A 25,383-nucleotide genomic window follows, 5' to 3' on the forward strand; every position below is an offset into this window, starting at 1 on the left:
GATTTATTTAGTAGATGAGACCATAATAATATCATTTATGTCTAATTAAAGTCTTCTTAAACGTCTCCAAATTAGAGGTGTTAAACTATAACTCCCCCAAACAATGAGTCCAAGAATGCTCAAAAGAAAACCAGTTGATAAACCAGGTGTTTGATAACTATAAATGATATGATGAGGTCCTTTTTTTAATTTTAAGCCAATAAAAGCGCTATTTGTTTTAATAACGGGTACGCTATGACCATTATCAGTCGCTGTCCAACCTGTAGAGTAGGGAATAGATGATGTTAGGATACCCAATTGATCTGTTGTTATTTTGCCACTAACTCTATTTGTAGCAAATTTTAATGAATTCAATTTATTTTTTTGGATCTGTTTAACATCATTTGTGTAAGTTTGACCAAGCGGAACGGCAGTAATTTTAAGGTTGAATGAATAAGTCCCTGAATTTGATAAAAGTAAATCCAAACTTTTGGGCATTTGTTTTTGATATCCCATATTTAGGGTGGTGTCAGATAGAACTTTAAAGAAAGAAAGATTTTCGATACCCAATTGCTCAATCGAGTTAGTCGTTAGATCAGATTTAACCCCGATCGAATAGCCCGTATTGGAAGAACCTGTCGTCAGTTGCTTCCTAAGCGATTTCTGTGCTGACCGGGGGCCATTCGTATCTAATAACTGGTTATCTGGTTTCGTAGCATTATTAAAAATAGCCATATTCACTTGTTCTTTAGAGGACAGTGATTGGTGCTTAATGTTAGTTAATGAAAGATGCAATTCAGAATTTTGATATTTTTTTGCGTTCTTAATTTTAATCTGATAGCTATCTGAAACAGGATTATTACGATAGTGATTATTTGTAACGCGTGTTTTTGTTTCGTTAGGTTCTCCGGCGTTCACTGTTTTAACAATCGTATAGGCAACGTTTTTAGTATCAAATGTTGATTGTTTCTGGTTAAAGCCGGACGTATCCGCGATACTAACGGTTTTAGCTAATTGACGTTCTTGATCAGAAGCGGATAATTTAGCGGTTTTTTGATTTGAAGTGACATCAGATTGCCAATAAATTAATGGAAAATTATTCTTAGTTTCATAAAGATTAGTTTTCTCAGGTTTATTTTTATTTTCAGATTTAGTTTTGAATAATGTATAGCCGTAGGGAATCTTTGACTCATTTGGTTCATTCGAATGAGTAAAGAGATACTTAACGCCAAAAAAGTTATTAGCGATTGTTCGATCATCAAAATTTTCAATCGGAATATTATTGTTATATTGAGCATTTTGTAACCTATTTGAAAACAATCCGACTGCGCCATTTTGAATGGAGTAGTATGAGTTAATTAAATTTAAATCATTATTTAAATTATTTCGTAACATGTAGTTAGAACCAAAGTTATAATTTTGGCTGATCGTTGAAACACGAAATGAGTTAGATTTAGGAAGAGAATTGTCTAATCCATCAAATAGATTAGATGATAGTTTCTGGTAACTACCAGAGGGCATTAAAGTTTTACTATAAAAATTAGTGAAAGGTGATGCAAAAGAAACCCCAGTAAAAATTAAGTTCACTAGGATAAGACCGAATATGATTCGACCAGAATTTTTAGCTTGGCGGTAAAGTAAGATTGAAACAAAAAAAGAAATTAAAAAGATAACAGGAATGAAAATTTCTGTCGTCCCATTAATATAAAAAGGTAATGATACTAAAAGTAAATAGATACCAAGACAAATACTGAGGTATTTAATTTCAGGCAACGTTATTTTTTTGAGAGAATCAATGAAGAAGGCACTTCCAAGTGAAATGGGAACAAATAATAATAGAATCCAACGATTAGAAGGTGCTTGAAAACCATTAAACATCGCACCAAACATTGGGAATAGTAACATAATCAACCCAATTGAAAGACTCGTTGTCATTAGTGGGTAGTGTTTCCAATGGTAAAACAGATGGAATAATGCTAGAACAGCTAAACTACTAAAGCCAAATTTAACCCAGAAAGAAGACACTCCACCAGCAAGTAATTGAGCGGGTAAATTAATATAGTAATAAGCGGGGAAGGAGGTCAAACCATTTGCGAATAGACCACCTGACCGAGTTGAACTAAAGACCGCAAGAATTGAAGGCAGCATGATAAATGCAGAAATCAGTAAACTGATGACTGTACTGATTAAAAAAGTGCCCGCTGTTTTAAAGAAACTGAGATTTTTTCGATAATAATAAATGAAACGTAGTACTAAATATACGAAAGCACCAATGCCTAAGACTATGGCGAAGTAAAAGTTACTGATAAACATCCATGAAAAAGTAAAAATGAAGAAATGTGGTTTAAACCCTTGTAAAATTTTTTCTATTCCGACAATTATAAGTGGAAAAAGAATAAATGGGGTTAGGAAAAAAGGTTGCATTAGGGATGAATAAAGTGAAAAAGAAGTGAAGGTATAAATGATTGCCCCACCTAAAATCGCGCTATTCGTTAATTTAAAGTGTCTGGCAAAGAAGACAAATGATAGCCCAACGCAAAATAACCTCAAAATGAGAGTGAGCTGGTAAACAGTCACAACGGCACTTGAGGGAAATAATAGCGTAATATAGGCGAACACGTCTCCAATAACGTAATAAGCAAATGTTTGAAATTGATCTGCGCCAAGTCCTAATTTCCAAGACCACATTTGAAGTGGTTGAAAGGGATGGTTGATGAATTCACCAAGTAGTTGACGATAATTTTCTAATACAGGTAGATGCTGTTCAGCAGGATCATGACTTTGAATTAAAGAGTATCCAGCTAGTTTGTAAGTTCCAAAAATAAGACAAGCTAAAATTGCAAAAATGATAATGTAATAAAGATAGGTCATTTTTGATTTTTTAAGATCGAAACGAAACTTCTGCATAGCTGGAATCCCCCTATAACTAATCTTTTTTTGAACTGAAGACGTCTGACTCTTTAATAATATAGACGGGTCTGTTTTTGACTTCTAAGAAAATTTTACCTAAGTATTTACCAAGAATCCCAATACAAAATAATTGAATCCCACCCATCATTAAGATAACTGAAATAGTTGATGGCCATCCGGCTGTTGGATCACCATAGAGTAACGCTCTAATAATAATAAAGATGATTGCAAAAAGAGAGCCAACAAATGATAGGAAACCAACAAATGTTGCAATTGAAAGAGGTACTTCTGAAAAGGCGATGATACCGTCTAATGAATATTTGAATAAGCCCCAGAAATTCCAACTTGTTTTACCAGCAACACGTTCTTGATTTGTGTATTCTAAGTATTCCGTATTAAAACCAACCCAACTGAAGATACCTTTTGAAAAACGATTGTATTCTGACATTGATAAAACAGCATCAACCATTTGACGGGTCATTAAGCGATAATCGCGGGCACCATTAACAATCTCAGTATCTGAAATCCGATTGATTAATTTGTAGAAAAGAGTAGCAAATGCAGAGCGAATCACAGGTTCGCCTTGACGAGTTGTCCGACGTGTCCCCACACAGTCGTAGTCATTTTCTGGATTTTCTAAAATAGCTAACATTTTAGGCAAAAAGCTAGTTGGATCTTGTAAATCAACGTCCATAACAGTTACGTAATCGCCAGTCGCTTTTTGTAAGCCACAATATAAAGCAGCTTCTTTTCCAAAATTTCGTGAAAATGAAGCATAATGGACTGTTGATGGATGCTTTTTTTGTAATTGGCGCATTTCTTTGAGGCTGTTATCAGATGAACCATCATTAATAAACCAATATTCCAATTGGATATCTGGTAAATTGATAGACTCCTTTTCAACCGCATCAAAAAAAAGCGGAATAGATTCTTGTTCGTTGTAACATGGCACAACGATTGAAAGAACTTTGGTTGTCATAAATAAAGTGCCCCCTAGGATGAATTTACTGAATTTTATTTTATGATTTTTTGAAAATAAATAGTTTACTAAAAATATAATTAATTAAAACGATGAAAATTTGATCAAATAACTTAACGAGTGATGCATCTAAGTGTAAAACAGAAACACCAATTGTCATAATTAATTGATCAATGACTAATGATAGAAGTCTAAAGCCAAAGAAAGATAAAACTTCACGTATTAAGCCTGAAACATGAGTGTTCTTTGAACCAAATACCCAAAGCTTATTAGTGACGAATGCAAAAATAACCGAAACAAACCATGCAATTACGTTTGCAAATTGATAATTTACACTAAGGTATGATTGGAAAACAACAAAAGTAACGATGTTAATTAGGGTTGTTAGGCCACCAAAAATTAAATACGAAATTAGGGCATAATGTTTATGAAATAATTCATTTATTTTATTCATTGCTAGTTTTCACTACTAGTTACTTTATGAAATAGTTCTTTAGCAAAAGCTTCTAATTTAGTGATATCTTCTTCTTCAGGTGCTAAATCGATTTTTAGATTAGCTGAACCCTTTGTTGCGCCTGCTTCTTCGAAAGCTGTACCAAACTTATCAACAGCAGTTCCAAAGAACTCGCCATAGAATGTATCGCCAGAACCGGCAACACCGAATAATTTACCGGTTAAATCAAGCTCCTGTAAGTCTTCGTAAAAGTCCATGCCTTCATCAGGAAGTGAGCCTTCGTCATAAGTATAAGGAACGACAACGCTGATATCGAAGTTAGTTAAATCAGATGCATCTGATTGTGAGATTTCTTCCATCTCAACTGTTGCACCTAAATTTTCAAATGCTTCGGTAATAATGTCAGCGATGTCTTCATTATTACCTGTAATTGTTGCAAAAATAACTTTAGCTGAAACCAAACTAAATTCCTTCTTCCATATTAAAATAGTAGTTAAAGTATATCAGATAAAAAAACGATTGTGAAAGGAATTGAGTATCTCGTAACAAATTCTATACAATTGCGGTATAATAGTTGAGAAGAATTATTTATTATAGGAGGAAACAAATTAAATGATCACATTAAAATCAGAACGCGAAATTGAAGAAATGCGTGCTTCAGGTGCTATTATTGCAGGGATGCATAAAGGATTACGCGATATTATAAAACCAGGTATTTCTAGTTGGGAAATTGAAACTTTCTCACGTAAGTATATTGAAAGTCATGGTGGTGTTGCTGAACAAATTGGCTTTGAAGGCTATAAATATGCGACTTGTGTCAGCATTAATGATGAAATTTGTCATGCTTTCCCACGTAAAGGGTTAATTTTAAAAGATAATGATTTAGTTAAAGTAGATACAGTTGTTAGTTTACATGGCGCAATGAGCGATTCTTGTTGGAGTTATGTTGTTGGTGAATCTACACCAGAAATTGATAAATTAATGGCAGTAACGCATAAAGCCCTTTACTTAGGAATTGATCAAGCCGTTATTGGTAACCGTATTGGTGATATTGGTCATGCTATCCAAACCTATACTGAAGACCAAATGGGTTACGGTGATGTTCGCGAATACGTTGGACATGGCATTGGACCTACCATGCATGAAAGTCCTTCCGTACCTCATTATGGTCAAGCTGGTAAAGGATTACGTCTTAAAGAAGGGATGACAATTACTATTGAACCCATGATTAATATTGGCGGTTGGGAATCAGAAAGTGATGATCCTAACGGTTGGACGACAAGAACTGCTGACGGTAGTTTGTCATGTCAATATGAACATGTTATTGTCATCACCAAAGATGGTCCTAAGATTTTAACATCACAAGATCCAGAGTTTGATGCAAAATATTTATAGAATAGATAATTATAATGAACTGCTAACTTAATTGTTTAGCAGTTTTTTTGTATAATATAGTTGATTCATGATAGAATTATAATATACGTAGAGTTTGTGATAAATTAATGGGATTTTATATATCGTATAAAGGAAAAAAAGGAGAAGTTAATCATGAAAGTTAGAAAAGCAATTATACCTGCAGCGGGTTTGGGAACCAGATTCTTACCAGCAACAAAAGCAATGGCAAAAGAAATGTTGCCTATTGTTGATAAACCAACGATACAATACATTGTTGAAGAAGCTAAAGCAGCAGGGATTGAAGATATTTTAATTGTTACGGGTAAAGGGAAACGTCCAATTGAAGATCATTTTGATTCAGTACCTGAATTGGAAGCTAATCTTAAAGCTAAAGGTAAATTAGAACAATTAAAAATGGTTGAGGAAACAACTGATATTAATTTATTCTTTATTCGCCAGTCGCATCCTAGAGGTTTAGGGGATGCTGTTTTAATGGCTAAAGACTTTGTTGGTGATGAACCCTTTGTTGTTATGTTGGGTGATGATATCATGCAAGATAAGGTACCATTAACAAAACAATTGATGAATCGCTATGAAGAAACACATGCTTCAACACTTGCTGTAATGGAAGTACCACATAAAGAAGTATCAAAATATGGGGTGATTGCGCCACAAAGTGAAGTGTCAAAAGGGTTATATGATGTTGAAAAATTTGTGGAAAAACCAGCTGTTGATGAAGCACCAAGTGATTTAGCCATTATTGGTCGTTACCTGTTAACACCAGAAATCTTTGGAATGTTAGAAACACAAGAACCTGGCGAAGGCAATGAAGTCCAATTGACAGATGCTATTGATCGTTTAAATAAAGTGCAACGTGTATTCGCGCATGAATTTAAAGGTGATCGTTATGATGTTGGAAACAAATTCGGTTATTTAAAAACAAGTATTGAATTTGGGTTAAAGCATCCAGAAGTTAAGGATGAACTTAGAGAATACATTAAAGAGTTATCTAAAAAATTATAATAAAATTAGAAGATTGGGCTGATTTTTAAATGCTCAATCTATTTTTTTACCTAAATGTGATACAATTTGTTCTTATATAGATGTATCTCGCGGAGGAATTATTATGAAAAGTAAGTTCATTCAGTTTATTAAAATATTTAAAACACAATTTATTAATGCCGATGTGAGTAATTCTTCGGTTATTATTGCGTACTATACGTTATTATCGATTTTTCCAGCAATTATTTTTATTGGTAATTTAATACCAATGCTTCATTTAAAGGTATCTGTCATACTAGAGTATGTAAAAGTTGTGATGCCATCCGCGATATATAGCATTTTAGCACCATTTATTGAATCATTTTTGAAAAATGGAAATGGTGGATTATTGTCAATTGGTGCTGTCGTAACGTTATGGACGACAAGTAAGGGGATTAATGCATTGAAGAAAAGTTTCAACCATGCCTATAGTGTTGAAACGAAGCAAAATCCAATTGTTGGGCGAATTGTATCGTTTGTGTTAACGATTGGGTTAGTTATCTCCTTAGGTGCTATTATTTTGTTCTTTGGGTTCAGTCAAATAGTAGTTGAGGTGTTGACACCCATTTTACATTTGCCGGGAGAATTTTTAACTGTGATTACCACGGTTAAATGGCCTGTCGCCTTAATCGGTATTTTTATTATTATTTTATTACTTTATCGGATATTACCTAGTGCAAGACTTAGGTTCAGGGCAGTTTTACCAGGGGCAATTTTGACAACCATTGGGTGGATTTTATTGACCCAAGTATTTTCGATATACGTGCAGTATTTCGGTGGCGCTTTTAGTAGTTATGGCGCAATCGGAACAGTAATGATTATGTTGTTCTGGCTGGATTTTGGGGCATGGATAATCATGCTAGGTGCCGTTCTCAATGCATCCATTGCTATTGTTCGACATGGTGAAGTTGAAGCACAATCTATTCAGCTAAATAGCTTATTTAAGCAATATAAAAGTCGATTTAGTAAGAAAAAATAAAATATTATAAATCGTTAGGGGAGGTAAGTTAATTGAAAAATAAGTCGATTAATTTAAAAAATCATGTCGGTGTATTTATTGTTATGTTTAGTGTGAGCTTGTTTTTAGTCTTACCTCAGATACTCGCACATAGTTTAGTTTTAGGTTCTGATTCTTTATTTCATTTTAATCGTATTTACGATATCTACATGCAATTTAAAACAGGCAATTTTAACTATTTCCAAACAAATTACGGGTTTCAACAGAGTGGTCGGATTATCAATGCTGTGTATGGTCCGGGATTTGCTTATTTGCTAGGTGGATTATTATTACTCGTACATAGTTGGTTTAATTTTCAAGTTATTTCTTCTTTTTTAATTTTCTTTATTAGCGGTTACTCAATGTATTTACTAGCTAAAGAAATAACTTCAACCAAAGATATCTCACTACTAATGGCTGTTCTTTTTATGGGTAGCTTGTGGATTGCGCGATGGTCAACTGAACAAAATTTTATGGCTTGGGGTATTATGCTAGTGCCACTAGTTGTTTTAATGGGCGTTAAAATGATCAAAAATAACGCAGAAGGGTTACGAGTTCTACCCTTAGCGTTAACCATGTCGGTAATGATACAGGTACATGTTTTAAGTGCTTTGATGTCGATTGGTGTCTTACTCGTTTTTTTCATAGTTGGCTTTATTCAAACAAATAAAAAATCGAAACTGTTATTAACTTGTTTTTTAGCGGGGCTATTATCGTTAGTTTTGACATTTAATGTTTGGGGTGCCATGTTAGACGTTTTCGCAAACAATAAATTATACCCACCGCATGTTAATGTAATGATGTCCAATTCAACTATGAATTTATCGATGGGCGGACCAACGCTTACAAAAATAGGTTTGGTTATGAGTCTCATATTTGTAGTACAAATTAGTTTATTGTTTATAAAACAAGTAAAATTTACGGTTACTAACAGAGTAGTGACCAGCTTAGGTCTAGTTTTCTTAGTCTTAACGTCAAAATTAGTTCCTTGGACAGATTTAGCTCAGGTTATCCCACAAATACAAAGTTTCTTACAATACCCACGTCGCTTTGAAGGGTTCGCTGTAGTTTTATTATTAGCGGGTCTTAGTGCAACACTATCAAGTAGTTCATTTAAAAATTATAGAAAGTATGTTGATCTATTCTTAATTGTTGGAGGTCTTGTTGTCGGAACACAATCGTATTTAGAAATTCAAAAAAGTAACGAAGCATGGCATACTAATCAGTCGATTGTTTCTCCCAATAATGTTGATATCGCAGATAATACGAGTAACGAACAGATTACCAAAGCATTTATGAGTTCAAATCTAGATGATGGTTTAAAGTTGCTTACCAAAGCTTCGCCAGACTATTTACCTAATAATCGAGTATTAAGTGAACGTCCTTATCATGATTATCGATTAGACATGAAAAAAAATAAAGATGAAGTAAGTAAAACGATTAATAGTGAAGGAAAGTTAAGTCTTAGTTGGAACGCAACCAAAAAAGAAAATGAGATTTCTTTACCCGCGATAGTCTATAATAATTCAACTGTTCAATTAAATGGTAGTAGCCTTGATCCTAAAAAAATGACCTTGTCAACTATGGGTAGTCCAACCGTTAAAGCAACTAGAATAGGTACAAATAGGTTAGTCATTGGTTATCATACGAAAATAATAACAAGAATTAGTTTAATTATCGTGCTAGCTACTTGGATAATTAGTTGCGTTAGTGCTGTTTTTATGGGAATTATTGATAATAAAAAAGAAATTAATTTATAATATTATTTTAAAAAGTAATAGGTACTTCAAAAAAGAGAGCATAATTAACGATGTTCTCTCTTTGTATTAAAAATGAAATATAATACTTTTACATATAACGTAACGTATAATTAAGAGTGTAGAGCACTACACTTTTGAAAGTGTGGTAAAAAACATATTAGTTGACAATAAGATTAAACAATGATTAGACAACTGATTTTAAGTTTCATTTAAGTCAGGTAACATGTATAATGAACTATTGTGTCGTTGTATACATCTAAAAAATTTAGGGGTAATTAATTATGAGTGAAGATAAAATTAAGCAACAAGGTAGTCATAAGAAACATCATCATAAAAGGAAAAAAACAAGCTCACTGAAAAAATGGGGGATCGGTGTCGGAATCGTCGTTGCTGCACTACTAGTTATTGGTGGTGTGTTGATGGCGAAGGTTTATCTAGATGCAAAAGACGTTGTAGACAATACATATCAAAAAGCAAACGTTAAAAGTAAACGAACAACCGGAAGTGTCTCTCTAGATAAAGAGGCGCCTTTCTCAGTTTTAATTTTAGGTGTTGATACAGGTGAAGAGGGGAGAGCAGATCAAGGTAGATCAGATACCATGATGGTTGCAACAATTAATCCCAAAACAGACTTGACGACATTAACGAGTTTACCTCGTGATACGAAGATTCCGATTACTGGTCACGGGACAGATAATAAATTAAATGCTGCATATGCTTATGGTGATGTTTCCTTAGCAATGGATACTATTCAAAACTATTTAAATATTCCAATTGATTACTATATTCAGATGAATATGAAGGGATTAGAAGAATTAACAGGATCCGTCGGGCCAATTACGGTCAATAATCCTTTTGCCTTCAATGGTTATGCTAAAGGTGAGATTGAATTAACAGAGAGTAATGTACTTGCATTTTCTAGGATGCGCCATGATGATCCAAATGGTGATTATGGGCGTCAAAAACGACAACGTTCTGTCGTGACTGAATTAGGTAAGAAGATAGCTTCTATTGACGGTGTCACAAATTATCAATCAATTTTGAGTGTACTTGAGAGCAATATGAAAACGAACTTGAATTTTTCTGATATGAAAGAGATAGTAACTAAGTATCGTAGTGCTATAGGCAAAATTAAAGATGTTCAACTTCAGGGGCAATCACAAATGATAAATGGTGTATCGTATGAAGTTGTGCCATCAGCACAAGTGACGAAAGTATCTAACATGATCAGAAAACAATTAGACTTAGATTAGGAGAATTATACCAATGGAAGAAACAATCAATATTGAACAAATTTTTAATATTTTAAAAAAACACCTTAAATTAATTGGTGGGTTAACAATTGTAGGAGCACTATTTGCCCTGTTTATCACCGTTTTTTTTATGACACCAAAATATGATGCGACTGTTCAAGTTTTAGTTAATCGAACGGAGACTGCTAATAATGTAGGAGCTGCCTATAATACGCAGCAAGCAGATGTACAAATGATTAACACGTACAAAGATATTATTCAAAATAAAATTGTGTTGGATCCTGTTAGAAAAGAAATAGCAAAAAAAGATAATTTTACAGGTACAAGTGATAATTTGAAAAACCAGATAAGCATTTCAAATGAAGAAAACTCGCAGGTTTTTAGTGTGACTGTTCAAGACACGAACGCTTATCGTGCAGCAGATATTGCAAATTCAGTTGCAGATACGTTTAAACAAAAAATAAAAAAAATGATGAAAGTTAATAACGTAACAATTGTGGCTGATGCAATCGCAAAGCCTAATGCCGTATCACCAAATAAAAAATTAAACACTTTAATTGGGTTGGTGCTTGGAGCAATTATCGGAATTGCGATTGCATTCTTGATAGAAATATTAGATAAAACTGTTAAGAATACTGATTTATTAACAGAGATTGGTCTTTCGAATTTAGGAATGATTAATCATATTGAGGAAACCAAGAAAAGTCAAAGGCTTTTTGGACAATCGACATCAAGAACACGAAAACATACTGATTCAGGCAGATAGGGGTTAATAAAATGAGCTTATTAAAAAAAGATAAAAAATTATCAACTGATAGTATCGATAATGGCGTGGGATTAATTACGGTTACCCAACCAACATCAATCATAGCAGAACAATTTCGGACGGTTCGAACAAATATTCAATTTTCAAGTATTGATAAAGAGATGAAAGTTATCATGGCAACATCATCAGGACTATCTGAAGGAAAATCAACAGTTATAACTAATCTTGCTGTAACATATGCCAATCAAGGACTTAAAGTTTTATTAATCGATGCAGATATGCGCCGACCAACAGCACATCGTACATTTGGGTTAAGTAATAAGACAGGATTAACTAATTGCTTAACAGAAAAAGATATTGATATTGCAAAGTCAGTTGAGGAAACACCTATTGAAAATTTATATGTTATGCCGGCAGGACCCACACCACCCAACCCTTCTGAATTATTGAATACAAAAAGAATGGACTCTTTAATTGCAGCTGTCGCTGAACAAATGGATATGGTCATAATTGATACGCCACCGTTAATTTCTGTAACAGATGCACAAATTGTAGCAACTAAAGTTGATGGTACCATTTTAGTTGTGAGACAAGGCTTAGCAAACAAAGGTGCAGTTTTAAAAGCTAAGGAATTATTAGATACTGTACATGCAAGAATTATTGGAACAATTTTGAATGATGTCTCGGGTAGTGATGAATCTGGATACTATGGTGGCTATTACGGATATTATAAATAATGATGAGTATAAAGTAGTAGGGATATAATAATTTAAGGGAGCAGGGATTTAAAGTGAGTAGAAAAAGTAAACAAGTAGTTTTAGCAGGTCTTGATTGTGCGATTTGGGTAGTTTCAATGATGCTATCAATGTTATTTTTGAAACCATATGTTAATTTTAATATATTACATTTGTTACAATTTGGATTTATATGTTTAGTTTCCTATTTGGTGGTTGGATATTCATTAAAACTTTTTTCAAAAATTAATCGCTACTCCAGTCTTAAAGAAATGACTGCAATATTTACAACAACAACAATTGCAGCAATTGTTAGTAATGTTAGTTATTTTTTTATAAGTTCAATCTATAGTATCCGTTTTGGGATACTAATGTATTTATTTACACTTCTTTTTATTGTTGGTAGTCGGTTTGCATGGCGTTATTTTGTTGAAAATATTTTAAATAATGGAGAAAATAAACCGTTAGTCACGACATTAATAGTTGGTGCTGGAGATGGTGCAGAAACTTTGATGGAACGAATTCAAAGAGATAATGCCGATTTAAATGTTATTGGATATGTTGATAATGATTCCCAAAAACAAAAAATGTGGATGATGGGTAAGGAGGTCTTGGGAACTTTTCAAGATATCCCAACAATTGTTGGAGAATATGACGTTAAACAGGTATCAATCGCAATTCCATCATTAGATCCTCATAATTATGAAAATTTATTGGATATTTTGAATCCTTTGAAAGTTAAAATTAATCGTATGTCAAGTTTTGAAGATATGCTTGAAGATAACAATGATTCTAGAAAAATGCATGACATTGATGTTGTTGATTTACTAGGTCGACAAGAAATTAAACTCGATATGGCTAAAATTGAAAGGAAGATATATGATAAAACGATTTTAGTTACAGGTGCAGGTGGATCTATTGGTTCAGAAATTTGTCGTCAAGTTAGCAAATTTAATCCTAAACGCCTAATTCTTTTAGGGCATGGAGAAAATTCAATTTACTTGATACATCAGGAGTTAAAAAATCTTTATTCAGATAAAATCGAAATTGTACCAATTATTGCTGATGTACAAGATCGTAAACATATCTTTGAGTTAATGGAACAATATAGACCAGAGATTGTCTATCATGCTGCAGCACACAAGCATGTACCACTAATGGAAGCTAATCCTACTGAAGCTATTAAAAATAATGTTTATGGAACGAAAAATGTTGCTGAAGCTGCTAAGGCTGCTAAGGTGAAGTCGTTTGTTATGATTTCAACTGACAAAGCAGTAAATCCACCAAATATTATGGGTGCTACAAAACGTCTCGCTGAGATGATTGTAACCAGCTTAAATGAAGAAGGACATACAAAGTTCGCCGTTGTTCGTTTTGGTAATGTACTGGGTAGTCGTGGTAGTGTCGTACCTTTATTTAAGAAACAGATAGCTAAAGGCGGACCAGTTACCGTCACTGACCTTAGAATGACAAGATTCTTTATGACGATTCCTGAAGCTAGTCGTTTGGTAATTCAGGCTGGAACTTTATCTAAAGGTGGAGAACTATTTATCTTAGATATGGGTAAACCAGTTAAAATTGTTGATTTAGCAAGAAAAATGATTAAATTAAGTGGTTACAGTGAAAATGAAATTGAGATTGTTGAATCGGGTATGCGGCCTGGAGAAAAATTATATGAAGAATTACTTGTAAGTAGTGAAAAACAACAAGAACAAGTTTATGAAAAGATTTTTTTAGGGAAGGTAACACCGTACAAAATTAGTGATATCATGAGTTTTGTTAAAAGCGTTGAACCATTAACTGGTTCAGATTTGAAAAAAGAAGTTATTGGGTACGCACATACTCATAATGGTGAACCATCAATTGATTCGGAAGGTATGAATTAATGTATAAAAAATTTTTTAAAAGAATAATTGATTTCGTTATTTCATTGATAGGCCTTGTACTTTTATCGCCTATTTTTTTGATTATCGCTGTTATTGTAAAAATGGATTCAAAAGGACCTATATTTTTCAAACAAAAAAGGATAGGTATCCATAAAACGTACTTTAATATTTTAAAATTTAGAACAATGAGAAGTGATACACCTGACGTACCTACACATTTATTGAAAGATCCAAATGTTTTTATCACATATTCAGGTAAAATTCTTAGAAAAACGAGTCTTGATGAGTTACCACAGATTATTAATATATTAATGGGTAAGATGAGCATTATTGGACCTCGTCCAGCTCTTTGGAATCAGGACGATCTTATTTCTGAACGTGAAAGATATGATGCTAATGACGTTTTACCAGGATTAACTGGACTTGCTCAAATTAATGGTCGAGATGAATTGCCAATTCAAGAAAAGGCTAAGTTAGATGGTGCCTATGTTAAACATATTTCGTTTGTTCAAGACGTGAAAATATTTTTTGGTACAATTAGCTCTGTTTTGAGACATGATGGAGTTCAGGAAGGTAATAAAAATGAAAAAAAAGATACTAATTACTGGGGCGAATAGTTATATTGCAAAATCGTTTAAAAATTGGATTGAACTCTCTGATAACAAAGAAATATCAATTGATATGATAAGCGTTCGAGATGGAGAGTGGAGAAAAAAAGATTTTGGCTTATATGATACGGTAATGAATGTAGCAGGTATAGCCCACGTATCGTCTAATCCAGATATGAAGGATCAATATTATAAAGTAAATAGAGATCTCGCAATTGATTTAGCTGAAAAGGCTAAATATGATAGAGTCAAGCAATTTATATTTTTATCAAGTATGATAGTATATGGCGAAGAAAAAGGACTAAAAAAGACTAATATAATAAATCGAGATACACCAATGAAACCAATTGATTTTTATGGTGATAGTAAATTACAGGCAGATCTCGCAATTCAGAAATTAGAAGATGATAAATTTAAAACGGTAGTTATCAGGACTCCTATGGTTTACGGGCCGAATAGTAAGGGGAATTTTCCTAAGTTATTAGCAGCTTCAAAGAAATTTTCGGTTTTTCCAAAAATAAATAATAAAAGAAGTATGATTTATATTGATGTGTTGTCAGAATTTATAAAACAGTGTATTTTAAACGACGTTTCAGGAGTGTTTTTCCCCCAAAACAAAGAATATGTTTCAACAAGTGACATAATTTTGGATACAAGAATGATACTTGGAAAGAAGACCTATCTGATATCAATATTTAATTTTTTAATTGTACTACTTTCAAAAAAAGGACGGTTTATAAATCGCATATATGGTAATAAAGTATATGAGCGTAAACTAAGTAATTATGGATTTAGTTATGATTTGAATTTAAGTCTTAGAGAGTCAATTCAAAAAATAATAAATGAGGAAAAAAAATGAAAAAAGCTTTAATGTATGCTTCTGTTGCCTCTATGATTGATCTGTTTAATATGGATAATATCGCTATATTAGAAAAACAAGGTTACTCAGTGGAAGTTGCATGTAATTTTACAAATGGAAGTATAACTTCAGATGACCGAGTTAAACAATTTAAGAACGAACTAGATTCTAGAGGAATAAGAACACATGACATTCCTATTCCAAGAAATATTTTTAAAGTTTCAGATATTTTAACATCGTATCGGTTAACAAAAAAAATATTAAAAGATTCTAATTTTAAAATAATGCATTGTCATTCACCAATAGGTGGAGTTATCGCACGACTAGCTGCGAGACACCAAAGAAAAAATTTCTTAACAACGATTTATACGGCACATGGATTTCATTTTTATAAAGGGGCACCATTATTAAATTGGTTAATTTATTTTCCAATCGAATATATCTGTTCGTTCTTTACGGATATTTTGATAACAATTAATAAAGAAGATTTTGATAGAGCATCAAAGTGGATGCACCCTAAAAATAATGTATACGTTCCTGGAATAGGAGTTGACATACATAAATACTCTGATATACAGGATAGAATAGAATTTTCAGAAAATGAAATTATAATTACGAGTGTTGGGCAACTTTCAAAAAGAAAGAATCACGAAGTTGTTTTGGAAGCTATCAGTAAGATTAAAAATAAAAATATACATTATCTTATTGTTGGTGAAGGCGAATTGCGAGAATACTTAGAAAACAAATCTATTGAATTAGGAATTGATGCACAAGTTGATTTTTTAGGTTATCGCTCAGATATTGATATTATTTTAAATTCTACTGATATTTATGTCTTTCCTTCCTTACAAGAAGGATTACCAGTGGCTTTAATGGAGGCTATGGCTGCCAGCTTACCAGTAATTGCATCAAATATTAGAGGAAATATTGATTTAATTACGTCAGATATTAATGGTTTATTATTTGACCCAAAAAAATCCGATGAATTAGCGAATCAAATGGAAAAATTGATTACAAATGAAAAATTAATAGAATATTTCAAAAAAAACCAAAACGATATTATAAAGAAGTTCGATATAATAACAATTGAAAATAAGATGAATAAGGTATATTTACGGGGTAACAAATGAGAAAAAAATTAATTCAAATAGTTAAATATTTTAAATTTGTTTATATAATTTATTTTTATATTGGCAGTAGTATTTTAAAAGTGATATCTAAATTTGTAAAAAAAGATAGCAAAACGATCCTCTTTGTAAGTTTTGGTGGACAGGGATTTAACGATAGTCCAAAAGAAATTTTTGATAAAATAAAAATGGATCCTGAATTTTCTGATTTCAAACTAGTTTGGGCATTTAGAAATCCAAATCAGTTTGAAACGCTATCAGATGAATATAAGATTAAAATAGATACAGTTAACTACTTTAAGGTTGCGATGAAAGCAGGTATTTGGATTACAAATTCAAGTATTGAAAGAGGATTAGAATTTAAAGAGCCAGGTAATTTTTGTATAAATACATGGCATGGTACGCCACTTAAAAAAATGGGGACAGATATTTCTTCTAATAGCGAGTCATTTACTGGAACTAATATCATTAATGCAGATATATTTTTAACGCAGTCGGCTTATGAAACAAAAATAATGTCCGCAGCATATAGTATCCCATTAATAAATATGAAAAAATATGGTTTACCAAGAAATGACATTCTCACACAACCAATTGATAGTATGAAAAAAAATATAATACGACAGAATCTTAATATTCCGATAAATAAAAAAATAATATTATATGCCCCTACCTTTAGAGAATATTATCATAATGTGGATAAAACTATTTTATTCGAAAATAAATTAAATGAGGACGCTTGGAAAAAAGTATTAGGTGATGATTACGTAATGTTGCTAAGAACACATTATGAAATTGAGTCAGATACAGATAAAATTAGTTCATCTAATAACTTTATCTATGATGTATCTGAATATGAGAATTTAAATGATTTAATGCAAATTTCGGATATTTTGATTTCTGATTATTCAAGTATTATTTTTGATTTTTCAATACTTAATAAACCTATGTATACTTTTACTTACGATTATGACCGTTACCAAAAAGAACGAGGACTTTATTTTGATATTCGAGAGCATATATCGGGTAGTTCGGATGAAGGAATTTTAATTCAAATGATAAGTAAAATGAATTTGAATGAAAAAATATCTGAAGCACGCGAATTTAATGGGGAATTTGTGGAAGAACATGGTAAAGGTACTGAAAAAATAGTCCAATATATAAAAAATAAGACAAAGAATATGAGTGGGATGGAATAATGAGAGGACGTATATTATTTGTACTAGCTGTTGTTGCATTTTTGTTTCCAACAACTTTAAATGGAATTGTCACAAATACATACTTATTGATTTTTGCTACGTTATTAGAAATAGTATTTATTAGTTTAATTTTATTTGGTAAATTGAAAATTAATAAAATACAAGGTATGTATTCATTGGCAATATTGTTGATTTTATTAATCGCAACACTTTTTACGCCACTTTCTGGTATAAAATTTGGATCTTTCATGTATTATTTATCATACATTACGATTTCGTCAATAGATTTCAAAAATTCTGAATATTCTAAAACAAATAATATTAATGCATACAGATTTTTTTCTATTCTAGTGATTTTATTAGGGTTATGTATGATTTTAAATATTCCAATTATTAATAATATTGAATATAAATTTTATGGAGCATATTATCAAGAATTAATACCATTAATGCAAATGGGAAGTAAACCAGTACTTACTTTTTCTACTCACTCTGTTTCTGGATTTGCAATGTTTTTATTTTTTTGTATGTCATTTTTTACATATAAAAAATTTCATATGAAGATTGATTTATTTTTATCTTTCGGATTTTGTTTTTTAATTGTCAATTTAAAGTCCTTCACGGCTATTATGTATTTTGTCATCGCAATTGGAATGATTTTTACTCTTTTATCAAGAAAAACCGTTATAAGAATTTGCGTTTTTATCGGGTTAGTTATAATTTATATGCTTATTTTTCAAAAATCAGCTGTTAATGAAATGTCAGCGATGATTCATTATATACTATTTGAAAAACAAAATAATGGTCTCACTGGTAGGTATGCAAAAGGCGGCGCGATGACTAAAAATTTAAGTTTTATCAAAGATAATTTATTCAGACCTGTTGGTTTTGGCTTTGATGATAGATTATCATTTGTAGATTCTGGTATAATTGAATATCTACTACGGGGATCGATTTTATTAGTTATAAGCATGTATCTAGGATTTTTTACGTTTTTAAAAAATAATATTGATTCAAAATTGATACTAATTATTCTTTTTAGTGCATTCATAACATTTGAAACAGGATTTGCTGTTTTAATTTTGACGAAAATTATCTTTTTTATACCATTTATGATTACTTATTTTGAATATTTAAGTAATACGAATAAAAAACTGGAATGAGGGTATAGTACAATGGGAATTACAGCAATTTTAGTAACATTCAATCGAGTGAAATATTTACAAGAAAGTATTCCAGCTCTTTTAAATCAGTCTGTAGAATTAGATTCAATAATTGTTGTGAATAATAATAGTACAGATGATACATTAAAATATCTTGATACATTATCAAAAAATTCAAAAATAAAAATACTAAATTTGAAAAAAAATGTTGGAGGAGCCGGTGGGTTTAATGCGGGATTGAAAATGGCATACTTAACTACAGATTCTAGTGATTTTTGGTTACTAGATGATGATACGATTGCTGATCAGGATGCCGCACTTGAATTTATTAATGCGGGGAATCTTTTAAAACATAATTATGGATTTTTAAGTAGTAATGTGAGATGGATTGATGGAACTTCAGCTGTCATGAATCGACCAATGCCTGCAAGTGATTGGAATGAACCAACTGACCTAGGACTAATAAAGCTTAAGTACGCGACATTTGTTTCTGCACTAATTAATCGAAGTGCTGTTAGTAAGTTAGGGCTACCTATTTCAGACTTTTTTATTTGGAGCGACGACACGGAGTTTACCTTGAGAATTTCGCAAACGTTTGATAGTTATTTTGTACCACTTAGTAAAGTAACTCATAAGATTGTAATGAATTCTGGTGTTGATATTGTAACAGACGATTCTGATAGAATCGGTAGGTACTTTTATAGCATTAGAAATAGATTATACATTGCGAAAAATTATGGCAGTAGTCGTGAAACATTTAAAGGTATATTATCACCGATATTTACTTTTTTCATGGTTTTATTTAAATCGAAAAATAAACGTAAAAAATTATTAGTTATATTAAAAGGATTTAATCAAGGATTATTTTTTAATCCTAAAATTGAAAAAGTAGAGGAGGAAAAATAGTGAGTAAAAGTTATTTAATTGTGGGATCAGGATTATTTGGTTCAATTTTTGCAAGTGAGGCTGCAAAAAAAGGAAATCAAGTAAAAGTTATTGAAAAACGTGATCATGTTGCTGGTAACGTTTATACAAAGGAAATCGACGGGATACAAGTACATCAATATGGTGCTCATATATTTCATACGAGTAATAAAGAAATATGGGAATATATTAATCAATTTGCAGAATTTAATCGATATACTAATAGTCCAGTAGCAAATTATAATGGTGAAATATATAACTTACCCTTTAATATGAATACGTTTAGTAAATTATGGGGTGTGACAACGCCGGCTGAAGCACAAGAAAAAATTGATGAGCAAAAAGCAGTTTTAAATGGAAAAAAACCAGAAAATTTGGAAGAACAAGCAATTTCTTTAATTGGGACGGATATTTATCAGAAATTAATTAAGGGTTATACGGAAAAACAGTGGGGACAAAAAGCTACTGAATTACCAGCATTCATTATTCGAAGATTACCTGTTAGATTAACGTATGATAATAATTATTTTAACGATACTTATCAAGGTATTCCAATTGGCGGATATACGCAGATTATTGAAAAAATGCTCGATAATCCCTTGATAGAAGTAGAAACAGGTATCGATTTTTTTGATAAAAAAGATGAATATCTGGCTAAGTACGATAAAATTATTTTTACTGGAATGATTGATCAATTTTTTAATTATGAACTGGGAGAATTACAGTATCGTAGTCTGAATTTTGAAACGGAAGAGATGAATATAGATAATTATCAAGGTAATGCTGTTGTTAATTATACAGATGCAGAAACCCCATATACTCGAGTTATTGAGCATAAGCATTTTGAATTTGGGAAAAGCGATAAAAATAAGACGATTGTTACTAGGGAATATCCCGCTGACTGGAAACGTGGAGACGAACCATATTATCCTGTTAACAATTCTAAAAATAATGAATTATATAAAAAATATAAAAAGTTATCACAAACAGTACCAAATGTGTTATTTGGTGGACGTTTAGGTCAATATAGATATTATGATATGCATCAAGTAATTCAAAGTGCATTAAATAGTGCACATGCAGAGTTTGGTGAATAATAATGAGAGTAGTACGTAATTATTTGTATAATGTAACGTATCAGATGTTTATTCTAATTATCCCATTGATTACTGTGCCATATATATCAAGAATTGTTGGGCCAACAGGTGTTGGGATAAACGCATATACTAATTCTATTATTCAATATTTTATTTTATTTGGGAGTATTGGTATATCATTATATGGTAATAGGGAAATTGCTTATGTTCGTGATGATAAAGGAAAATTAAGTCGTACATTTTGGGAAATTGAAATACTTAGAGTATCAACAATTTCAATTGCGTATATACTATTTTTAGGTTTCCTACTCGTAACTAATACATATCATGATTATTTTATTTTTCAATCTTTATTAATTATCTCGGCTGCCTTAGATATTTCGTGGTTTTATATGGGACTAGAAGATTTTAAAAAGACTGTTACTAGGAATATGATTGTTAAAATTTTAACCGTTATTCTGATTTTTACTTTTGTTAAATCAAAAACGGACCTTGGCTTGTATATACTCATTTTATCTTTATCACAATTATTTGGTAATTTGACTCTATGGCCATATTTAAGAAAAACTTTGGTAAAGATAAATTGGAATAAACTTAATATTTTAAGGCATTTAAGACCATCAATCGGGCTATTTATTCCTCAAATAGCTATTCAAATATACTTGGTATTAAATAAAACAATGTTAGGCCAAATGGACGGGGTAAGTAGTGTTGGGTACTTTGATAATTCAGATAAGATTATCAAAATGGTTTTAGCAATTGTTACAGCAACAGGTACTGTTATGCTTCCACATGTTGCTAATTCTTTTGCAAAAGGTAAGTATACAGAGGTAAGTCAATTATTAGCCAATTCCTTTGACTTTGTGTCATTTTTAGCTATTCCCTTAATGTTTGGTGTTTCTGCTATATCCTTGAAATTAGCACCTTGGTTTTTTGGATCCGATTTTAAAGAAGTTGGGCCAGTTATGATGATTGAATCCATTGTGATTTTGTTAATAGCATGGAGTAATGTCACGGGGCAACAATTTTTAATGCCGACAAATAAAATTAAATACTATACAATTTCGGTGACTGTTGGTGCGATTATTAATTTATTATTAAATGTACCATTAATTTCCTTATATGGAGTTATTGGGGTTGCTATATCAACAGTTATATCAGAATTGGTTGTAACATCTTATCAACTTTATAAAGTTAAATTGTATATTAGTTTAAAATTGATGTTTACCAATGTTTATAAATATTTAATAGCTGGGATAATCATGTTTATAGTTGTATTTTATGTAGATTGTAAGATTAGTTTTGGATTAGTGTCTTTAATCGGACAAATATTATTAGGCATTTTAGTATATATTGGAATTTTAATTTTTTTAAAACCTACAATATTCAAAAAAATAAGAGATTTTAAAGAATGATACTGTAGATGTACTTTATACAAGAAATATCATATTTTTAGGCTTTTCAAAATTAAACTGACATACTCAGGTATAATAATTATTTGGGCGTATCAGTTTTTTAGTAATAATAAATTTTGATAATACCTGAAATAATACTAAAATTAAGCGTAGGAGAAGTATATAGTGGGAAAAAGAAATTATGGATTAGATTTATTAAAAATATATGCCTGCTTTTGTGTAGTTGCGCTACACGCATTTGGGACAGGCAACTACATATTAGATTATACGGGTATTTTTGTGAAAGATAATATTTTATCTAATATATTTTATTATAGTGCAACTTGTTCCATTCCCATATTCTTTATGGTTAATGGCTTTTTGATACTTCGGAAAAAAAATTTAAATTATAACTATGTATTAAAAAAAATAATGAATATAGTTTTTATTGTTTTTTTATGGACTGGACTATACAGTATTGTAGATTTAATAGTTAAAAGTGGTAAATTCTCATTTTTTTACTTTTTTTTTGGTAGTTTTGTACAAAAGGGACCGTTTTACCATTTTTGGTTTCTAGGTGCACTGTGCGTGCTCCTTCTGTTAGCACCGATGTTATCTTATTTACTAAATAGAAAAACATTTTTATTTATCTTATTATTAATTATTTTTATTGCTTTTTCTATTATTATAAGTATATATAGTGAAGTTCGTCAGTACCCAATACAGTCAAATATTAACCAAACATTTAGGCTTTGGACTTGGCTTTTGTATTATTTATTTGGTGGTTTAATTGCAAAATATGAAATGGAAATTAATGAATTTATAAAAAACAAAAAATTAAAGTTAATGATTTTTAATATTACGTTATTCACTGGGGTTTTGGTGGTTGTAGGCGCATTATTAAATGTACGCATAATTAATAATGCTTATGCAGAATACAATTATGATAATATTTTGGTAATAATTGCATCTGTATTAATATTTATATTCTGTGTTAGTTCAATAAACTATTCAAATAAGCAAATAACAATTTTACAATATATATCACCTGTTATTATGGGGGTATATATAATGCATCCGTTCGTAATAAAAATATTTAGAATATTTATTCGGTCTTCGAATGATTGGAATAATATCGTAATATATATATTGACTGTACTTACGACGATAATTATTTCAAGGTTAATTATTAGAATTCCATACATTAAAAAAATAATATCTCTTTAAATAATTAGTTTATATATAGTATGTAATCTAAATATAGTGGTTCTTCGTGGATAATATTATGAAATTTCGGATCTGCGTCAAATAGTGTTTGTGAGACGATAAACGTCTAATCTAATTAAGGAAAATCTAAAAGGATTTCCTTTTTTTTAGGGCTCTATAATATCTGTTGTTGGTGATAGAAAAATCTATCACTAGCAACAGATTTTTTGTATGATATAAAAAAGGAATTCCGTTCCTTAAATAATAGGCCAGCCCAAATAAAGAAAAGAGTTCCCTATGGCAGATAATACTAGAGTTTTACTAAATATTAAAGACGAAAATATTAAATTTAATGAAAATTGTATCCAACCACTCCCTGATTTAGGTGTTATCAGAGTTTATGGTACTTTAGATTACCGTCCGAAAGCCTGCCACTCCTGCGAAGTTCTCAACCATAATCAAATTATTAACTACGGATGGCGGGCTGTCTCAATTAGGCTGTCACGTTGTTCTGAATTAGACATTATTTCTACTGTAAAGAATGTCAAGCTTACTTTTTTAGCTTAAACAACACTCGTTAATAAAGATTGTTACATTTCTGAAAATACGAGAATAGCTTGTTTGGAAAAGATGATGTGTCCTTCTTCTATGAAACAAATAGCTAATGAACTTAATGTTTCGTCATCTTATATAAGTCGCCTCCTAGATGCCAGTGATAGTAACTTCAAAGTAAATTTAACTTACTTACCTGAGACCCTTTTTATGGATGAGCTTTAAGCTATACCTGGCCATCTTAGCTTTGAATATATGGATGATATAACAAATGAGCTACTTGATCTTATTGAAACTAGAACAATTTATCAAGTGACTAAGTACTTTAATCGGTTCACGTTAAAAGCCCGAGAAAACGTCAAAGTAATCGTCACTGATATGAATTATACCTATCCAAAGTTTGCGGGAACTTTGTTTCCGAATGCCATTGTTGTCTATGATTGCTTTCACATTGTTAATTCACTTATGCGCGCATTTAATAAAACCAGAATTCAAATCATGAAGAATTATGCGATTACTTCAACTGACTATAAGGTCTTAAAACGTTATTGGAAGTTACTTTTAAAACCTATGTCAAAATTAAATTATATGATATTTCGTAAATAGACATACTTTAATTACGCGGCAACCAATACAGAAGTTGTTGATCATTTATTAGGCGTAGATAAAACATTGTCGGCAACTTACCAACTGTTACAACGAATGACAGCCAGTATAACAGCTAAAGACTGGGACAGCATGGCTAATATCTTACTTTCAGAAAACGAAGTTTCAACTTATTTAAAAAAAAGTTTACTTATTTTAATTGAACATGAAGACTATATAAAAAATGCCATTAACTATCCTTATTCTGATGGCCCACTTGAAGGAACTAATAATAAATTGAAAATTATTAAACGTAATGCCTACGGATTCAGTAATTTTAGACATTTTAGGAACCGTGTTTTCTTTGTAATGAGAAATAAGAGCATAAAAAAGGCATTGTCACAAAGTGACAACACCCTTACAAAATATATTCGCCAACAATAGTTGTAAAAGAATCTAAAACTATTACCAATGACAGATATTTTAGACCTAATTATTTTTCTATCCAATTATGA

General features: G+C 31.2%; 22 protein-coding genes and 1 pseudogene. 19 read left to right on the forward strand and 4 right to left on the reverse strand.

Features of this window, described 5'->3' with window-relative positions; translation table 11 throughout:
- Positions 1-45: 45 nt before the first annotated feature.
- From ACE83Q_RS00060 to ACE83Q_RS00075, 4 genes are read right to left on the reverse strand one after another with little or no spacing between them, the layout of a single operon-like run.
- Complete coding sequence (locus ACE83Q_RS00060; protein WP_409022106.1) at positions 46-2,886, reverse strand: YfhO family protein; 2,841 nt, start codon at positions 2,884-2,886, stop codon at positions 46-48.
- Positions 2,887-2,905: 19 nt separating this feature from the next.
- The gene (locus ACE83Q_RS00065; RefSeq protein WP_409022108.1) at positions 2,906-3,868 is read right to left on the reverse strand and encodes a glycosyltransferase family 2 protein; all 963 of its coding nucleotides are present in this window, start codon (positions 3,866-3,868) and stop codon (positions 2,906-2,908) included.
- A 40-nt stretch (positions 3,869-3,908) separates the two neighbouring features.
- Positions 3,909-4,322 carry a GtrA family protein gene (locus tag ACE83Q_RS00070; protein WP_409022109.1) on the reverse strand — a complete coding sequence of 138 codons (414 nt, stop codon included), beginning with the start codon at positions 4,320-4,322 and terminating at the stop codon, positions 3,909-3,911.
- A gap of 2 nt (positions 4,323-4,324) precedes the next feature.
- A complete protein-coding gene (locus tag ACE83Q_RS00075; RefSeq protein ID WP_409022110.1) occupies positions 4,325-4,783 on the reverse strand; it encodes a flavodoxin in 459 nt (152 codons plus the stop codon).
- Between the two features lie 151 nt (positions 4,784-4,934).
- Here ACE83Q_RS00075 and map point away from each other — a divergent pair, with 151 nt between their 5' ends.
- The 19 genes and pseudogenes from map to ACE83Q_RS00170 all read left to right on the forward strand — a co-directional run bounded on the left by map (position 4,935) and on the right by ACE83Q_RS00170 (position 25,312).
- On the forward strand, positions 4,935-5,717 hold the full coding sequence (map, locus tag ACE83Q_RS00080; protein WP_409022111.1) for a type I methionyl aminopeptidase: 783 nt from the start codon (positions 4,935-4,937) through the stop codon (positions 5,715-5,717).
- Between the two features lie 153 nt (positions 5,718-5,870).
- Positions 5,871-6,740, forward strand: a complete 870-nt coding sequence (galU, locus tag ACE83Q_RS00085; RefSeq protein ID WP_409022112.1) for a UTP--glucose-1-phosphate uridylyltransferase GalU — start codon at positions 5,871-5,873, stop codon at positions 6,738-6,740.
- A 103-nt stretch (positions 6,741-6,843) separates the two neighbouring features.
- Positions 6,844-7,737 carry a YihY/virulence factor BrkB family protein gene (locus ACE83Q_RS00090; RefSeq protein ID WP_409022113.1) on the forward strand — a complete coding sequence of 298 codons (894 nt, stop codon included), beginning with the start codon at positions 6,844-6,846 and terminating at the stop codon, positions 7,735-7,737.
- A gap of 32 nt (positions 7,738-7,769) precedes the next feature.
- A complete protein-coding gene (locus ACE83Q_RS00095) occupies positions 7,770-9,515 on the forward strand; it encodes an MFS transporter (protein ID WP_409022114.1) in 1,746 nt (581 codons plus the stop codon).
- 281 nt (positions 9,516-9,796) lie between these two features.
- Positions 9,797-10,768 carry an LCP family protein gene (locus ACE83Q_RS00100; protein WP_409022115.1) on the forward strand — a complete coding sequence of 324 codons (972 nt, stop codon included), beginning with the start codon at positions 9,797-9,799 and terminating at the stop codon, positions 10,766-10,768.
- A gap of 13 nt (positions 10,769-10,781) precedes the next feature.
- Complete coding sequence (locus tag ACE83Q_RS00105) at positions 10,782-11,534, forward strand: YveK family protein (protein ID WP_409022117.1); 753 nt, start codon at positions 10,782-10,784, stop codon at positions 11,532-11,534.
- An 11-nt stretch (positions 11,535-11,545) separates the two neighbouring features.
- A complete protein-coding gene (locus ACE83Q_RS00110) occupies positions 11,546-12,271 on the forward strand; it encodes a CpsD/CapB family tyrosine-protein kinase (RefSeq protein WP_409022118.1) in 726 nt (241 codons plus the stop codon).
- A gap of 53 nt (positions 12,272-12,324) precedes the next feature.
- Positions 12,325-14,154, forward strand: coding sequence for a polysaccharide biosynthesis protein (locus ACE83Q_RS00115; protein ID WP_409022119.1), 1,830 nt, complete (start codon positions 12,325-12,327; stop codon positions 14,152-14,154).
- Positions 14,154-14,771: a sugar transferase gene (locus ACE83Q_RS00120; RefSeq protein WP_409022120.1), complete on the forward strand. Its 618-nt coding sequence runs from the start codon at positions 14,154-14,156 to the stop codon at positions 14,769-14,771. The genes ACE83Q_RS00115 and ACE83Q_RS00120 overlap by 1 nt, the downstream gene beginning before the upstream one ends.
- Positions 14,737-15,621: an NAD-dependent epimerase/dehydratase family protein gene (locus ACE83Q_RS00125; RefSeq protein ID WP_409022121.1), complete on the forward strand. Its 885-nt coding sequence runs from the start codon at positions 14,737-14,739 to the stop codon at positions 15,619-15,621. The genes ACE83Q_RS00120 and ACE83Q_RS00125 overlap by 35 nt, the downstream gene beginning before the upstream one ends.
- Positions 15,618-16,751: a glycosyltransferase family 4 protein gene (locus ACE83Q_RS00130; RefSeq protein WP_409022122.1), complete on the forward strand. Its 1,134-nt coding sequence runs from the start codon at positions 15,618-15,620 to the stop codon at positions 16,749-16,751. The genes ACE83Q_RS00125 and ACE83Q_RS00130 overlap by 4 nt, the downstream gene beginning before the upstream one ends.
- Positions 16,748-17,947, forward strand: a complete 1,200-nt coding sequence (locus tag ACE83Q_RS00135) for a CDP-glycerol glycerophosphotransferase family protein (RefSeq protein WP_409022123.1) — start codon at positions 16,748-16,750, stop codon at positions 17,945-17,947. The genes ACE83Q_RS00130 and ACE83Q_RS00135 overlap by 4 nt, the downstream gene beginning before the upstream one ends.
- A complete protein-coding gene (locus tag ACE83Q_RS00140; protein ID WP_409022124.1) occupies positions 17,947-19,110 on the forward strand; it encodes a hypothetical protein in 1,164 nt (387 codons plus the stop codon). Before ACE83Q_RS00135 ends, ACE83Q_RS00140 begins: the two co-directional genes overlap by 1 nt.
- Positions 19,111-19,122: 12 nt before the next feature.
- Positions 19,123-20,016: a glycosyltransferase family 2 protein gene (locus tag ACE83Q_RS00145; RefSeq protein WP_409022125.1), complete on the forward strand. Its 894-nt coding sequence runs from the start codon at positions 19,123-19,125 to the stop codon at positions 20,014-20,016.
- A complete protein-coding gene (gene glf / locus ACE83Q_RS00150) occupies positions 20,013-21,131 on the forward strand; it encodes a UDP-galactopyranose mutase (protein WP_409022838.1) in 1,119 nt (372 codons plus the stop codon). The genes ACE83Q_RS00145 and glf overlap by 4 nt, the downstream gene beginning before the upstream one ends.
- 2 nt (positions 21,132-21,133) lie before the next feature.
- A complete protein-coding gene (locus ACE83Q_RS00155) occupies positions 21,134-22,546 on the forward strand; it encodes a flippase (protein WP_409022126.1) in 1,413 nt (470 codons plus the stop codon).
- Between the two features lie 165 nt (positions 22,547-22,711).
- On the forward strand, positions 22,712-23,752 hold the full coding sequence (locus tag ACE83Q_RS00160) for an acyltransferase (RefSeq protein WP_409022127.1): 1,041 nt from the start codon (positions 22,712-22,714) through the stop codon (positions 23,750-23,752).
- Between the two features lie 276 nt (positions 23,753-24,028).
- A complete protein-coding gene (locus ACE83Q_RS00165) occupies positions 24,029-24,298 on the forward strand; it encodes a hypothetical protein (protein ID WP_409022128.1) in 270 nt (89 codons plus the stop codon).
- A 240-nt stretch (positions 24,299-24,538) separates the two neighbouring features.
- Positions 24,539-25,312 (forward strand): annotated as a pseudogene (locus ACE83Q_RS00170) (transposase).
- Positions 25,313-25,383: the final 71 nt, after the last annotated feature.

The sequence above is a fragment of the Dellaglioa kimchii genome, assembly GCF_046115505.1.
GTDB classification, from domain to species: Bacteria; Bacillota; Bacilli; order Lactobacillales; family Lactobacillaceae; genus Dellaglioa; species Dellaglioa kimchii.